Source organism: Ferrimonas balearica (assembly GCF_019802085.1).
GTDB classification, from domain to species: domain Bacteria; phylum Pseudomonadota; class Gammaproteobacteria; order Enterobacterales; family Shewanellaceae; genus Ferrimonas; species Ferrimonas balearica_B.
In genome coordinates this window covers 54,706-69,523 of the sequence record NZ_JAHVHV010000002.1, presented here as the reverse complement: position 1 = coordinate 69,523, position 14,818 = coordinate 54,706, and the positions used below count along the sequence as shown (strand labels likewise).

General features: G+C 59.3%; 15 protein-coding genes. 10 read left to right on the top strand and 5 right to left on the bottom strand.

All coding sequences use genetic code 11. The annotated features are described in order from the left end of the window. Positions 1 to 12 precede the first annotated feature (12 nt). From aceE to ampD, 4 genes are all read right to left on the bottom strand, one after another. Positions 13 to 2,679, bottom strand: coding sequence for a pyruvate dehydrogenase (acetyl-transferring), homodimeric type (aceE, locus tag KUV81_RS08480; RefSeq protein ID WP_222543434.1), 2,667 nt, complete (start codon positions 2,677 to 2,679; stop codon positions 13 to 15). A 67-nt stretch (positions 2,680 to 2,746) separates the two neighbouring features. Further along, positions 2,747 to 3,502, bottom strand: a complete 756-nt coding sequence (gene pdhR / locus KUV81_RS08475) for a pyruvate dehydrogenase complex transcriptional repressor PdhR (protein ID WP_222543433.1) — start codon at positions 3,500 to 3,502, stop codon at positions 2,747 to 2,749. Positions 3,503 to 3,707: 205 nt separating this feature from the next. Next, positions 3,708 to 4,559: a beta-lactamase regulator AmpE gene (ampE, locus tag KUV81_RS08470; protein ID WP_222543432.1), complete on the bottom strand. Its 852-nt coding sequence runs from the start codon at positions 4,557 to 4,559 to the stop codon at positions 3,708 to 3,710. Positions 4,560 to 4,568: 9 nt separating this feature from the next. Continuing rightward, a complete protein-coding gene (ampD, locus tag KUV81_RS08465) occupies positions 4,569 to 5,114 on the bottom strand; it encodes a 1,6-anhydro-N-acetylmuramyl-L-alanine amidase AmpD (RefSeq protein WP_261389328.1) in 546 nt (181 codons plus the stop codon). 121 nt (positions 5,115 to 5,235) lie between these two features. Here ampD and KUV81_RS08460 point away from each other — a divergent pair, with 121 nt between their 5' ends. The 10 genes from KUV81_RS08460 (at position 5,236) to KUV81_RS08415 (ending at position 14,473) form a co-directional block, all read left to right on the top strand. Then, positions 5,236 to 5,751, top strand: coding sequence for a TIGR02281 family clan AA aspartic protease (locus KUV81_RS08460; protein WP_222543431.1), 516 nt, complete (start codon positions 5,236 to 5,238; stop codon positions 5,749 to 5,751). Between the two features lie 5 nt (positions 5,752 to 5,756). Next, positions 5,757 to 6,614 (top strand): carboxylating nicotinate-nucleotide diphosphorylase, encoded by an 858-nt coding sequence (gene nadC / locus KUV81_RS08455; protein ID WP_222543430.1) that lies wholly within the window; start codon positions 5,757 to 5,759, stop codon positions 6,612 to 6,614. A 257-nt stretch (positions 6,615 to 6,871) separates the two neighbouring features. Then, entirely contained in the window at positions 6,872 to 7,273 is a 402-nt protein-coding gene (locus KUV81_RS08450; RefSeq protein ID WP_222543429.1) for a prepilin-type N-terminal cleavage/methylation domain-containing protein, read from the top strand. 81 nt (positions 7,274 to 7,354) lie between these two features. Continuing rightward, positions 7,355 to 8,962, top strand: coding sequence for a type IV-A pilus assembly ATPase PilB (gene pilB / locus KUV81_RS08445; protein ID WP_222543428.1), 1,608 nt, complete (start codon positions 7,355 to 7,357; stop codon positions 8,960 to 8,962). Between the two features lie 60 nt (positions 8,963 to 9,022). Then, positions 9,023 to 10,294, top strand: coding sequence for a type II secretion system F family protein (locus KUV81_RS08440; protein WP_222543427.1), 1,272 nt, complete (start codon positions 9,023 to 9,025; stop codon positions 10,292 to 10,294). A gap of 44 nt (positions 10,295 to 10,338) precedes the next feature. After that, positions 10,339 to 11,220: a prepilin peptidase gene (locus KUV81_RS08435; protein ID WP_222543426.1), complete on the top strand. Its 882-nt coding sequence runs from the start codon at positions 10,339 to 10,341 to the stop codon at positions 11,218 to 11,220. Further along, on the top strand, positions 11,217 to 11,840 hold the full coding sequence (coaE, locus tag KUV81_RS08430) for a dephospho-CoA kinase (RefSeq protein ID WP_222543425.1): 624 nt from the start codon (positions 11,217 to 11,219) through the stop codon (positions 11,838 to 11,840). Before KUV81_RS08435 ends, coaE begins: the two co-directional genes overlap by 4 nt. Beyond that, entirely contained in the window at positions 11,824 to 12,573 is a 750-nt protein-coding gene (locus tag KUV81_RS08425) for a cell division protein ZapD (protein WP_222543424.1), read from the top strand. Before coaE ends, KUV81_RS08425 begins: the two co-directional genes overlap by 17 nt. Then, a complete protein-coding gene (gene yacG / locus KUV81_RS08420; RefSeq protein WP_222543423.1) occupies positions 12,570 to 12,791 on the top strand; it encodes a DNA gyrase inhibitor YacG in 222 nt (73 codons plus the stop codon). The genes KUV81_RS08425 and yacG overlap by 4 nt, the downstream gene beginning before the upstream one ends. A 2-nt stretch (positions 12,792 to 12,793) precedes the next feature. Then, positions 12,794 to 14,473: a PglL family O-oligosaccharyltransferase gene (locus KUV81_RS08415; RefSeq protein WP_222543422.1), complete on the top strand. Its 1,680-nt coding sequence runs from the start codon at positions 12,794 to 12,796 to the stop codon at positions 14,471 to 14,473. On the opposite strand, the gene mutT is transcribed toward KUV81_RS08415, so the two are convergent. Beyond that, positions 14,406 to 14,795: an 8-oxo-dGTP diphosphatase MutT gene (gene mutT, locus KUV81_RS08410; RefSeq protein WP_222543421.1), complete on the bottom strand. Its 390-nt coding sequence runs from the start codon at positions 14,793 to 14,795 to the stop codon at positions 14,406 to 14,408. The two genes, KUV81_RS08415 and mutT, sit on opposite strands and share 68 nt — an antisense overlap. Positions 14,796 to 14,818 lie beyond the last annotated feature (23 nt).

Here is a 14,818-nt window from a genome sequence, read left to right as displayed (position 1 = left end):
GTCGGGTTTCCCTTATGCGTACAGCGGGTTTTGCTTGTCGGCGTCGATGTTGAACTTGGCGATGGCCTCGGCCACCACCTTGCTGTCCAGCTCACCACGCTTGGCCAGCTCGGACAGGGCGGCCACCACCACGTAACCGGCATCCACTTCGAAGTGGCGACGCAGGTTGGCGCGGCTGTCGGAGCGGCCGAAGCCGTCGGTGCCCAGCACCTTGTAGCTGTCCGCCGGCACGAAGGCGCGGATCTGCTCAGCGTAGTTCTTCATGTAATCGGTGGCGGCGATGGTGGGCGCGCTGCCCAGTACGCGGGTCACGTAGGGCACACGGGCCTCTTCGGCCGGGTGCAGCATGTTCCAGCGCTCCACGTCCTGACCGTCGCGGGTCAGCTCGTTGAAGGAGGTGACGCTGAACACCTCGGAGCCGATGCCGTACTCCTCGCTGAGGATACGGGCCGCCTCGCGCACCTGCATCATGATGGTGCCGGAGGAGAGCAGCTGCACCTGGGCCTTATCGCCGGTGTAGCTTTCCAGCTTGTAGATCCCTTTGCGAATGCCCTCTTCGGCGCCCTGGGGCATGGCCGGCTGGGCGTAGTTTTCATTCATCAGGGTCAGGTAGTAGAAGACGTTCTCCTGGGCCGGCCCGTACATGCGCTGGATGCCGTCCTGCAGGATCACCGCCACCTCGTAGGCGAAGGTGGGGTCATAGCTGATGCAGTTGGGGATGGTGCCCGCCATGATGTGGCTGTGGCCATCCTCGTGCTGCAGGCCTTCCCCGTTGAGGGTGGTCCGGCCCGCGGTGGCCCCCAGCAGGAAGCCCCGGGCCTGTTGATCGCCCGCCATCCAGGCCATGTCGCCGACCCGCTGGAAGCCGAACATGGAGTAGTAGATGTAGAAGGGAATCATCGGCAGATCATTGGTGCTGTAGGAGGTGGCCGCGGCCACCCAGGAGCTCATCGCCCCCAGCTCGTTGATCCCCTCCTGCAGCACCTGACCGTTGGTGGACTCCTTGTAGTAGGAGACCACGTCACGATCCTGCGGGGTGTAGGTCTGGCCCTTGGGGTTGTAGATCCCCACCTGACGGAACAGGCCTTCCATGCCGAAGGTCCGCGCTTCGTCGGCGATGATGGGCACCACGTTCTTGCCGATGCCCTTGTCCTTGAGCAGGATGTTCAGCGCGCGAACAAAGCCCATGGTGGTGGAGATGTCACGCTTCTGCTCGTCCAGCAGGCCCTGGAAATTCTCCAGCGCCGGCAGGGCCAGCTCCTGGGTGAAGTTGGGCAGACGCTGCGGGGTGTAGCCGTGCAGCGCGTCGCGGCGAGCGTGCAGATAGCGGTGCTCGGGGCTGTCGGCGTCGAGCTTCAAGTAGGGCAGCTCCAGCAGCTGCTCGTCAGAGACCAAGTCTTTCAGGCCCAGACGGTCGCGCAGCTGACGCACGTGCTCGGCGTTCATCTTCTTGACCTGGTGGGCGATGTTCATGCCCTCAGCGGCACCGCCCATGCCGTAGCCTTTCACGGTCTTGGCCAGGATCACCGTGGGCTTGCCCTGGGTGTTCTTGGCGTTCATGTAGGCGGCGTACAGCTTGGAGGAGGAGTGGCCACCGCGCTGCAGGGCGAAGATCTCGTCGTCGGTCATGTCCGCCACCAGGGCGGCGGTTTCCGGGTAGCGACCGAAGAAGTGCTCGCGCACGTAGGCGCCGTCTTTGGCCTTGTAGGTCTGGTAGTCGCCGTCCACGGTTTCGTTCATCAGCTGCAGCAGCTTGCCGGAGCTGTCCTTGGCCAGCAGCTTGTCCCAGCCATTACCCCAGATCACCTTGACCACGTTCCAGCCGGCGCCTTTGAACAGGCCTTCCAGCTCCTGGATGATCTTGCCGTTGCCCATCACCGGGCCATCCAGGCGCTGCAGGTTGCAGTTGATTAGGAAGCAGAGGTTGTCCAGGCCTTCGCGGGCGGCGAAGGAGAGGGCGCCACGGGATTCCGGCTCGTCCATCTCGCCGTCCCCCAGGAAGGCGTAAACGCGCTGAGCGGAGGTGTCCTTGAGGCCACGGCTGCCCAGGTACTTGAGGAAGCGTGCCTGATAAATCGAGCTGATAGGCCCCAGGCCCATGGAGACGGTGGGGAACTGCCAGAACTCCGGCATCAGCTTCGGGTGGGGGTAGGAGGGGATCCCCTTGCCGTCCACCTCCTGACGGAAGTTGTCCAGTTGCTCCTCGGTCAGGCGGCCCTCGACAAAGGCGCGGGCGTAGATGCCGGGGGAGATGTGGCCCTGGTAGTAGACCAGATCACCACCATCCTGGCCGTTGGGGGCGCGGAAGAAGTGGTTGAAGCCCACTTCGTAGAAAGCGGCTGCGGATTGGTAAGAGGCCATGTGGCCACCAAGATCGAGATCTTTCTTGGAGGCACGTAGAACAATCATGATGGCGTTCCACCGGATGATGGAACGGATGCGTCGCTCAAGGCTGCTGTCACCGGGGTAGGCCGGCTCGTCCTTGGGAGCAATGGTATTGATGTAGTTGGTGGTGATGCCAGTGGGCAGGTCGACACCGTCGTGCTTGGCCCGGCTGATCATCTGTTCCAACAGGAACTGGGCCCGATCCAGGCCATCCTCTTGCATCACGGCGGCCAGGGACTCCAGCCACTCCTGCGTTTCCTGCTTGTCTACGTCGTAATTCATCGGTTCTGACATGACTGTCTCTCACCATCGTTGCTTGTGTTGAGAGGCCCTACTTAGGAGCCTTATCTGGGCACGATCGCTACAGATCGTTTCTCATTCTTCGCAGACTCCGCTGCTGACGGCTGTCCTCCTGGCGCACCTCCAGGGTCACCTCTTCGATGTAGGCGAGGTGATCGTTGGAGGCCCGTCGGGCCAATTCGGGGTCGCGTTTCAAAATCGCTTCCAGCAGCGCCTCGCGGTGGGTGTTGGCCACCTCGGAGGAGCGCTCTCGGCGGTAAAGCAGTTCCAGGTTCTCGGCGATGTTGCGCTCCAACAGGGGCGACAGGCTGAGCACCAGGTGCAGCATCGCCACGTTGTGGGACGCTTCGGCAATGCTGCGGTAAAAGTCGACGATGGCCTTGGCTTCGGAATCGGTATCCCCCTGCACCGCCTTGATGGCGTCCATCTTCTGGCGCATGTGGGCGTGATCCGCATCCGTACCGCGCAGGGCGGCGTAGTAGGCCATCATGCCTTCGGTGGCGTAACGGAACTCCAGCAAGTCGTACTGGGATTCGGGGTTACTGGCCAGCAGCTCCACCAGGGGATCCGCCAGGCTGTTCCACAGTTGCTGTTTCACGTAGGTGCCGCCCCCCTGACGACGGGTCAGGACCCCCTTGGCCTCCAGTTTCTGGATGGCTTCACGCAGGGAGGGTCGGGAGACTTCGAACTGCACCGCCAATTCACGCTCCGGCGGCAGTTTCTGACCGGGCTTTAGGCTGCCCTCGAGGATCATCTTTTCCAGTTCCTTCAAGATGACGTCGGACAGCTTCGGCTGGTTGATTCTACGGTAGGTCATGGATGTGTTATCCGCTTGTTAACTAATGTTGTTAATTGGTATGACCATTGAACAGCTGCAGGGAATGTAGCAGATCACACAATGGCATGGCAACAAATTTGATGCACCTCACAGAACCGCATTCATCGTGACGAATGGCGGCTCAATGGGTTGGATGGGGCTCACGTTTAAGTGGTCTGACCAAATATAGATCAAGGTGGCCCACTCAGTTGATCACCCCAAAGATGGTGAGCAGGGAAACCACCACCAACAGCAAGATGAAATTCCGCTTGGCCAGCTTGAGCAGCGCGAGAGTGGGCTGCACGCAGACCGGCTCCCCGCTGGTCTCGGGGATCTCCTCCGCCGCCAGCGCCACTTCGCTGATCATGGCGCGGGGCTCGGCCATGGGGTCCAGCACCTTGGGGATCAGCACCGGTACCGCCTTGCTGAAATGCCCCGACAGGGCAAAGCCCAGGGCCACGATGCGCACCGGAATCCAGTCGAGCAGCCGCATCAGCAGGCTCACCATAGGTCGACGACAATCCGCCTCGGTGAAGTGGTCGTGATAGGCGCGCACCGTGCAGTAGAAGGTGGCCGCGGCGGGGCCCAGCAGCACGAAGTAGAGCGCCACCGCCGCGTAGTAGCGGTAGTTGAGCCAGGCGGCCAGCTGGCCCATCTTCTGCCCCAGCTCATCCTCACTGCTGGCCTGGATGCGATCGCTCTCGTCCAGACTGTCGGCATGGTGATAACAGCTTTGGGTGTCGCCACGGCAGGCGGATCTGAGGTAACCGCGAAAGCGCTGACGCAGGGGTTCGTGGCCGAACAGCACCAGGCCGACCCCCACCCAGAGTGCCAGATGGAAGACACCAAACCAGACGCCGGTCAGCAGTTGCTGTGCCAGCCACACCAGCGCCGCCGGCAGCGCCAACGCCAACGCCATCTTGAGGCCGCCTCTGAGCGCCTCGTCGTCGAACATCCAGGCGCGGTAGCGCTCGAACAGGGGCTCAAACTGAAAGTGGGCGGCGACCAGACGCATCCGTTCCGCCATCAGCACCAAGATCAGAGAAAACAGGGCCATCAAATGTCCTTAATCGAGTAATGAGCGGTATCGAGCCCAGTCGAACGCCGGCCCCGGATCCGTCTTTCGGTCCGGAGCGATGTCACAGTGGCCGGCAATCCTGTCCGGGGTCAGTAAAGGATACTGCCGAAACAATGCGCGAGTCACGCCAGCAAGCGATTGATATTGCTCATCGTTATAGGGGATGTGATCCCCCCCTTCCAACTCGATGCCGATGGAGTAATCATTGCATCCGGCTCGGCCCTCGAAGACGCTGACTCCGGCGTGCCAGGCCCGCCGGTCAAAGGGCACAAACTGCACCAGGGAGCCATCGCGCCGGATCAGCAGGTGAGCGGAGACCTCAAGGCCCGCCAGCGCCACCAAAGACGGGTGATCCGGCTGCAGGCAACCGAGAAACAACTGCTGTATATAAGGGGCACCAAATTGCCCTGGCGGCAGGGTGATGTTGTGGATCACCAGCAGGCTGATGTCGGCCGGGTCCGGCCTGGGCCCCTGGAAGGGGGAAAAGCAGTGGTGGGCCTGTTCCAACCAACGCCCCTTGGGTTCCAGCGCCATAGAGGGCACCGGCCGGGACGAATCCTCAACTGAGGGGCAGTTTGCCATGGAAAAAGCGGCCTCACTCGCAAATAATGTGTCAAGGCAGGACTTTAGCAATTTAGGCGGCAAGACGCACACCATGGGTACTCCCACCTACCACCGACGATACGGCCAGACCATGTTTGTGCTGGCCTGGTTGATCCTGGCTGCCCTGCTCTACCTCTACTTCGACAGGAAGCTGGAGCGGCAATATAATCCCAACGAGCGGGTCGCCAGCGAGGTGGACGAGCGGGGTATCCTGGTCAGCCTGCAGCGCAACCGACAGGGCCACTATGTGGCCAGCGGGCTGATCAACGGGGCCGAGGTGGTGATGATGGTGGACACCGGCGCGACCCGGATCTCCATCCCGGAGACGGTGGCCGAGCGCCTGAATCTGCCCAAGGGGCGCCCCTACCCGGTGGACACCGCCAACGGCACCGTCACCGTCTGGCACACCACCATCGAACGCCTGTCCATCGGGGCACTGACCCTCTATGACCTCGATGCCAACATCAACCCCGGCATGCAGGACACCACCATCCTACTGGGCATGAACGCCCTGAAGGACTTGGAGATGGTGCAGCGGGGGGAGACTCTGACACTAAGGAAGTACTGAACACCATGCTGGAAAACGACATTCGCCTGGCCGTCACCGCCGCGCTGGATGAGGATCTTGGCGGCCTGGGGCCGCAAGAGGGCGACATCACCGCGCAGCTCATCCCCGCAGACCGTTACGCCGAAGCCACCATCATCACCCGGGAAGACGCCGTATTTTGTGGCAAGGCCTGGGCCGAGCAGGTGTTTAACCAGCTTGGCGGGGAGGTGGCACTGCACTGGCACGTGGACGACGGCGATCTGGTGGTCCCTGGCCAAACCCTGTGCGAGCTGGCCGGGCCCGCCCGGGCGCTGTTGACCGGCGAGCGCACGGCACTGAACTTCATCCAGACCCTGTCCGGCGTGGCCACCACCGTCAGCCACTACGTGGCACGACTGGAGGGCACGCCCACCCGTTTGCTGGACACCCGCAAGACGCTGCCTGGGCTGCGCACCGCGCAAAAGTACGCCGTCACCTGCGGGGGCGGCCACAACCACCGCATCGGCTTGTTTGACGCCTTCCTTATTAAGGAGAACCACATCGCCGCCTGCGGCGGGATCCCCGCCGCCATCAGCGCCGCCCGTGCCTTGAAGCCGGACGCCCCGGTGGAGGTCGAGGTGGAAAACCTGGACGAGTTGGCCACGGCTTTGGAGGGGGGCGCCGACATCATCATGCTGGACAATTTTGACCTCACCATGATGCTGGACGCGGTTAAGCTCAACCGAAGCAATTTTGGTGGTAAGGCCAAGCTGGAAGTCTCCGGCGACGTGACCCTCGATACCATCGGTGACATTGCCCAAACCGGGGTGGATTTCGTCTCCGTCGGGGCCCTGACCAAGCACGTAAGGGCACTGGATCTGTCCATGCGCTTTAAGGGACTGTAAGCGCTTTACCCCCGTCAAAAATTCGTCGATTGGACGTCAAAAAAGCACACTCTTCCGAGTGTGCTTTTTTTGACTGGCTCACGAACCCAATTCCAGACAAAAAACCCAGGCAAAGGAGTCACTTCCGAGGATCATTTTCTTGCGGCCTTGGTATTCTGTACTAGCTTTAAAGTGGAGCGGCCTGTCGTATTGCCCCATTGAGAGAGGTAAAGGGCCGGAATTGGCGATTTTCTAACTTTTGCTATGGAGAGACAAACATGAACCGCCAAGTACGGAAACAGCAGGGCTTTACCCTGATCGAACTGATGATTGTGGTTGCCATCGTGGGCATTCTGGCTGCGATCGCGCTGCCGGCTTATCAAACCTACACCAAGCGTGCGAAGTTTAGTGAAGTGATTGCCGCAACGGGGGCCATGAAAACTCAGGTGGAAGTATGTGTTCAAAGTGGCACCGCGATTGGGTCTTGTACACCTTCCAGTGCCGGTGCCGACAATGGTGACTTCGTGGCCAGCGTAGCTTGGAGCAGCCCGACCATCACCGCGACTGGTACTACTGACGTCGATGGCGAGACCTATACCTTGCAAGCTGCGGTTTCCAGTGACTTGGGGGTCACCTGGACTTCTGGTGGTACCTGCGTAGCTGCCGGTCTTTGCAACTAAATCGATCGAGCTTATGCGGAGTCCCTACTGGGGGCTCCGTTTGATTGATCCAAACCTGACGGAGTAGGTGAGGCGCTGTGTATGTCGGACTTTTCTTTTAACCAAACTACTCCGCCTCAAAATGCTCATTCAGAACCACATGACACCAATCAATTCTCTTCTCAGTTTTTTGGCACCCCCTCTTTTGATATCTCGTTTCTAGATATTGCCTCCATTCCTGAGTCCATCATCAACCTAAAGCTCATCGAAAAACATAGAGTGCTACCCGTTTCAATTCGGGACAATAAGGTTGTGATAGCCGTTCCTAGTGCCGATTCCGATTCCGCACTGGAGGAGTTTCAATTCAATCTTGGGCTTCACGCCGAGCCCATTATTGCTGATGGCGAAGCGCTTGAGCTTGTGATCAACCATTTGATGGAGGAAGACCTCGATCAACTGGAGATCACCGATGAGGATCAAGAGCGTCTTGCTCATATCGATACTGTCGAAGAGAAAAAAGAGGATGACGCGTCTGGCGCAGACGATGCGCCTATTGTTGTCTTTCTCAATAAAATTATGACCGAAGCGATCCGCAAAGGCGCTTCTGATTTGCACTTCGAACCTTACGAAGACCATTACCGTATCCGTTTCCGCATTGATGGCATGCTGCATACCGTCAATAGCCCTCCGGTTTCTCTGTCGGCTCGCCTGGCGGCTCGCATTAAGGTGATGTCCAGACTGGACCTCGCCGAGCGACGTCTGCCACAGGATGGCCGCATCAAACTCAAAGTCGGTAAGAAAAACATGATCGACTTTCGAGTCTCCACCCTCCCCACTTTGCATGGGGAAAAGGTGGTGATGCGGATCCTCGACTCCTCCGCGGCCAAGCTGAATGTCGACATACTGGGATTCAGTGAGGCGCAGAAAGCGCTGTACCTGGAGAATCTGAATCGCCCCCAAGGGATGATCCTGGTTACCGGCCCGACAGGCTCGGGTAAAACCGTCTCACTCTATACCGGCCTTAATATCCTCAATACCGAAGAGCGCAATATCTCCACGGCGGAAGATCCGGTGGAGATTAACCTGCCGGGCATCAACCAGGTGCAGATCCACCCCAAGGCGGGCCTCAGTTTTGCCTCGGCCCTGCGGGCTTTCCTGCGACAGGATCCGGACATTGTGATGGTGGGGGAGATCCGGGATCTGGAAACCGCTGAAATTGCGGTTAAGGCTGCCCAAACTGGTCACCTGGTGCTCTCCACTCTGCACACTAACTCCGCGGCGGAAACTTTGACCCGTATGCTCAATATGGGGGTACCCGCCTATAACATTGCCAGTTCGGTCAATCTGATTATGGCGCAGCGACTGTGCCGTAAGCTCTGCCCCAAATGTCGGGTACCAGAGCACATTCCCCACGAAGAACTGCTAAAAGAGGGCTTTAGCCCTGCGCAGCTCAGCACGCGCCCCACCATCTACAAACCCGTAGGCTGCGACTCCTGCACCGACGGTTATCGGGGTCGGATTGGCCTCTACGAGATGCTGCCCATGAGCAAAGCCATTGCCGACCTCATTATGGGGGGCGGCTCTTCATTAGAGCTGGAAGCCCAGGCCGCGCACGAAGGGATGGTAAACCTGCGTCATTCTGGCTTAGAAAAAGTCCTTGCAGGTGTCACCAGTCTGGCGGAAGTTAACCGGGTAACCAATCAAAAGTAGCCGGGCGCATCTCGGCAAGTAAACGACTCAGGGAATCTCTGACTCAGGAAGGAGTCCACCATGGCCCTCGCCACCAAAGCCTATCGACAAGCCGAAGCCAAGCACTCTGCTCAAGGCAAATCTCCTTTGGACGTGCAAACCTTTCTCTGGACGGGAAAAAATAGCAAAGGCAAACCCCTGAAGGGCGAACTGCGCGGCCAGTCTTCTGCAGAGATTAAGGTTCTTTTACGTAAACAGGGCGTCACCCCTTTAAGCGTCAAGAAAAAACCCAAAGCCCTCTTTGAGAGAAAGAAAAAAGTTAAGGCGATGGACATCGCCGTGGTCACCCGTCAAATCGCAACCATGCTGACCGCCGGGGTCCCCTTGGTGACCGCCCTGGAGATGGTGGGCCGAGGCCATGAAAATGAAGCCGTCCGTAAACTGCTTGGTAGCATTTTGGGCGAAGTTCAGTCCGGTATTCCGCTCTCTAAGGCCCTGCGCCCTCATCGCACCCATTTTGACGATCTTTACTGCGATCTGGTGGCCGCCGGTGAGCATTCAGGAACCCTGGATACGGTTTACGATCGCATCGCCACCTACCGGGAAAAAGCGGAAGCGCTAAAGTCCAAGATCAAAAAGGCGATGTTTTACCCCGCAGCGGTGATCGTCGTCGCCGTTGTCGTCACAGTGATCCTTCTTTTGTTTGTAGTCCCACAGTTTGAAGCCATTTTTAATGACTTTGGTGCCGAACTGCCCGCCTTTACCCAGATGATCATCGGGCTCTCCCAGTTCTTGTCGAGCTCCTGGTATTACTTTTTGGGGATGCTCTCCGTCGCCGCCTGGATGTTTATCCGCAGTCACCGAAATTCGCAAAAGTTCCGAGACGAGTTTGATAAAGCGCTTTTGAAACTCCCGGCTGTAGGGCCCATCCTGCATAAAGCATCCATTGCCCGCTTTGCCCGGACGCTGGCCACAACGTTTGCGGCCGGTGTGCCATTGGTGGAGGGGCTGGACTCGTCCGCTGGCGCGTCCGGTAACGCACTTTATCGTGACGCCATCCTCAAGGTGAAAGAAGAGGTGATTTCGGGCCTTCAGATGAACATCGCCATGCGCACCACCGGACTGTTTCCGGATATGCTGACCCAAATGGTGATGATTGGCGAGGAGTCCGGCTCCTTGGACGACATGCTCAACAAGGTGGCCAACATCTACGAGATGCAGGTGGATGACGCCGTCGATGGACTCTCTACCTTGATTGAGCCCATGTTGATGGTGGTGATCGGCACCATTGTCGGCGGCTTGGTGGTGGCGATGTACCTGCCGATCTTCCAATTGGGCAACGTGGTCGGCTAGGATCGCAATCAACTCCACTGGCATTGCAACCCGACTGAGACTTCATGACGCACTGGATCGCGCTGTTTGACCAACTCCCCTGGCTGTTTATTGCTCTTTCCAGTGTGCTGGGGCTGATACTGGGCAGCTTTCTTAACGTGGTGATCCATCGCCTGCCCCGGATGATGGAGCGGGAGTGGCAACTGGAGTGCGCAGAAGCGCTATCTCAACCTCTGCCCGCCTCCACCCTGCCGGAGCGTTATAACCTGCTGGTGCCCGGCTCAGCCTGCCCTCATTGCGGCACCGCCATTCCCATCTGGCACAACATCCCGGTATTGAGCTTTTTACTGCTTAAAGGGAAGTGCCATCACTGCAGCGCACCCATTTCCCCTCGCTACCCCATGGTTGAGCTGCTCTGTGGCCTGAGCCTGGGCTTTCTCGCCTGGCACTTTGGCCCTACACCGGCCTTTGCTGCTGGCGCTTTTCTGACCCTGGGCCTGGTGGCGCTCTCCGGTATCGATTTGGATACCATGTTGCTGCCGGACCAGCTCACCCTGCCCCTGCTCTGGCTGGGCCTCTTGTTAAACATCAACGGCCTTTTTGTGCCGCTGGAGAAAGCAGTGCTGGGGGCCGCACTGGGCTATCTCTCCCTTTGGGGCCTGTTCCACCTGTTTCGTCTGCTGACCGGCAAAGAGGGTATGGGCTACGGGGACTTCAAACTGCTGGCACTGTTTGGCGCCTGGTTTGGTTATGCCTCCCTGCTGCCTGTGATGCTGCTGGCCTCCTTCGGCGGTGCCGTGGTGGGCATCACCTTGATGGCTACTGGTCGCCTAAGCCGCGACAAGCCCATGCCTTTCGGCCCCTGGATCGCCCTGGGCGGCTGGCTCTATCTGGTGTGGGGCAACGACGTAGTGGATTGGTACCTGAGCCTGATGGTGGGCGCATGAGTGCTTTTATCGTGGGCCTGACCGGGGGCATCGGCTCAGGCAAGTCCAAAGTCAGCGACCAATTCGAGCAGTTAGGGATTACCGTGGTGGATGCCGATGTGATCGCCCGGGAGGTGGTGGCGCCGGGCTCCGAAGGGCTCAAGACCATCGCGGCACATTTCGGCCCCGAGGTGTTAACCGAGCAGGGGGAGCTGGACCGCGCCGCGCTTCGTGCAAGAGTTTTCGACAATGAGAACGAGCGCCAATGGCTCAATGGGCTGACCCACCCCCTGATCCGCCAGCGCATGCTCAGCCAGTGTGAAGCCGCCACCAGCCCCTACGCCTTGATGGTGGTACCCCTGATGGTGGAAAATGGCCTTAACCAACTGGTGCACCGCCTCGCTGTCGTAGATGTGCCTGAATCCGTTCAGCAAAACCGCACGGCCCAGCGGGACGGTACCGACGAAGCCGAAGTCGCTAAGATCATGGCTCGCCAGGCATCCAGAGAGGAGCGATTGGCCGAGGCTGACGATGTGATCGACAACAGTGGCAGCGTCGCCCAGTTGCAGCAACAGGTGCAGACCCTGCACCACACTTACCTAGAGTTGGCGAGGAAACAGGCCAGTGCTGCTGGTGTATGAACAACCTCTGAACGAGAAGGTCCGCAACTACCTGCGCATCGAAACCGTGGCTGCCCAGGTAGAGGCCCATGGCCGCTTTGACCACCCGGGCGCCGAGTGGGCCTTCTTTCGCTCCCTGTTTGAGCTGGGCGAACTGCTCGAGCGGGCCGACCTGCGCTCTGAGGCGCTCAAAGATCTGGAGCGACAGCTCAACCACGTCGCCCTTTGGCGTCAAGCGGCCAATGTCGACCAGGAGCAGCTCAATGCCTTGGAGGCCCAGTTCACCGGGCTGCTTCAGGGCCTTCAAAAGCTGACTCGGCCGGGCCAGCACCTCAAGACCGACCGATTTCTTTCGGCACTGCGTCAGCGGATGACCATCCCCGGTGGCTACGGCAGCTTCGACTTGCCCCAATTTCACCACTGGCAGGCCCTTCCGGTGGAAGACAAAGTGGCTCAGGCACAGTCCTGGCGCCAGGAGCTTTCCCCCATGGTGGACACGGTGCGCCTGTTGCTGACCATGCTGCGGGAAACCGGGCGCTGGACCGAGCAAATTGCCATGAATGGCTGTTACCAGGAGACCAGCGAGCAGGGGCTGGAGCTGCTCCGGGTGCAGGTCAAACAGGAGTACGGGGTGTACCCTACCATCAGTGCCCACCGCCATCGCTACACCATTCACCTGATTAATTACGAGACCGGAAAAGGCGACAACCGCAATCTGCCGGTGCGCCTCTCCCTGTCCATGGAAGCCAAATGACGTTGAAAGTCGAGTGTCCCACCTGCCAGGCCGAAGTAACCTGGGATGAGCAGCACCCGTTCAAACCCTTCTGCAGTGAACGCTGCAAGCTGATTGACCTGGGGGAGTGGGCCGAAGAGCGCCACGCCATCCACGGTAAAACCGAATTGCCCGACGAGTTTGATGTCAGCGAGCCGGACTTTTTCCTGGACGACGACCCCGACGACAGGGAGCACTGAGTATGACGGCCACGGAAGGCAAGATTCAAAAAACCTATCTGATTTGTTGGGCTCTGATGTTGCTGGGGGCCATGCACTACTACCAGCCCAACGGCGGTGGCAGTGGCCTCAGCCTAGCGTTCAACAGCACCAGTTGGATGGCACTGTCGCTGGTCATGGCGACAGTTTTTTTTCAGGTGGCTAAGAGCTCCCAGGTTAACTGGAGCCTGCAGGACAGGGCACTTGGACTGACGCTGCTTGCTTTGGCTTTTCCACTAGTCTGGTCCCCCTCTCCCTGGGCTGCAGAAGCCCATTCCCGGTATCTTGGTCTTATCGCACTCTGGCTTATCGCCCTGGGGCACCGACAAATCAGTTTAAAAACCCCAGGCCAGACTTGGCTATGGCGCCTGGTGGTTATGGCGGGGTTGCTGGAAGCCACCTTTGCTGTGGTGCAGTTCCTCTTCCCAGAGTCCTTCCCCACACTCATCAATAAGCAACGTCCCACCGGCATCTTCCAGCAAACCAACCTGGTGGCCACCTTTGTCGGCAGCACCATGGTGGTGGCGTTTTACCGGTTGGGCACTTTGGAGAAGTCACAGTATTGGCGCTACCAGCACCTTGCCCTGCTGCTCATTGGCGCCATGGCACAAGCACTAGTGCTGTCCCGTACCGGTTTACTGGGCACCTTTGCTGCCTTGATTGGCGTGACATTACTGACCGGATGGCGCAAAAACAGCAAGCTCTGGCTCCCCCTGGCCCTGGGTACCCTGCTCGCGCTCTCCCTGCAATGGCTTAGTGATGCCCCAGGGCGAAACAACCTTGAACAAGCCGGTTATAGGGCCACACTGTACGGGATCTCAGCCGAACTTATCGTGGAGTCCCCCCTAACCGGTGTAGGCCTGGGACGCTTCCAGGACGCCTTTATGGAGCGCCAGGGAGAGTTGAATCAGGCGGGTACCGACTACCCATTCTGGTCTACCGCCAGCAGCCACCCCCATAACGAGTTGCTCTACTGGGGCGTGGAAGGGGGAGTATTGCCGATGTTGGCCCTGCTCCTGCTCGGCCTATGGCTGACCTGGCAAGTTTGGCGTAACGGCGACCTTCATCACAAAGCGATGTGGCTGTGCCTCTTTCCCATCCTGTTGCACACCCAGACCGAATTCCCGCTGTACCACTCCGTGCCCCACCTGGCGCTTTTTGCCCTGCTGATGGCGGAGATGGACTCAACCCCACGCCGCTCCAAGTCCATCGTCGGGGAGGGCGTGCTGCGACTCAGTGCCCCCATTATGGTGCTGCTGGTCTGTGCCTTTATGATCACCAACTTGATGACCACCTACTGGGGCGGACGTTACTTTGCCACCCAGGATCCCAGTTACCTGACCAGGATTATGAATCCCTTTGGCCAGGAGAAGACCATCAACATGTTGACCGGCAGCGCCCTGATGCGCGTCGGCACCCCCCAGGCGCTGTCGGAAGCGGAAAAGATTGCCCAAAGCGAAGTGGTGCTGCGCCCCTCCAAGGGGGCCTACCGATTGCTTTTCGACGCCCAGCGCGCCCAGGGCAAGTCCACCGACGCCATACAGACCCTGGCCAGGGCTCATCTCCTGTTTCGGGATGACCCGACTTTCCAGGGGCTTATGCCAGCTGAGACAGCAGTTTCTTCACCAGTGGCCGATTCGCCTCAGGCATCGCCAAAGCTGTAAGCTCTGACAGGGGGGCCCACTGGATGGGGTTGCCCTCCTTTGCGCTGGCACTGCCAGAGAACTCGGTGACCAGGAAGGTGTGCAGCCGCACCTGGCGGTCACCGTAATCGTGGGTCACGGTATCGAACCGTTGCCAACACGAGGGGGTTAGCCCCACCTCTTCTGCCAGCTCGCGGCAAAGCGCCCTATCAGGACTTTCACCGTCCTCCACTTTTCCCCCCGGGAACTCCCACAGACCGCCCTGATGCTGCTTTTTGTGGCGTTTGGCCACCAGCACTTTGCCACCATCTACCACAATGCCGATCGACACCTGCACCAACATCGTCTTCCCTCCATGAAAAAGGG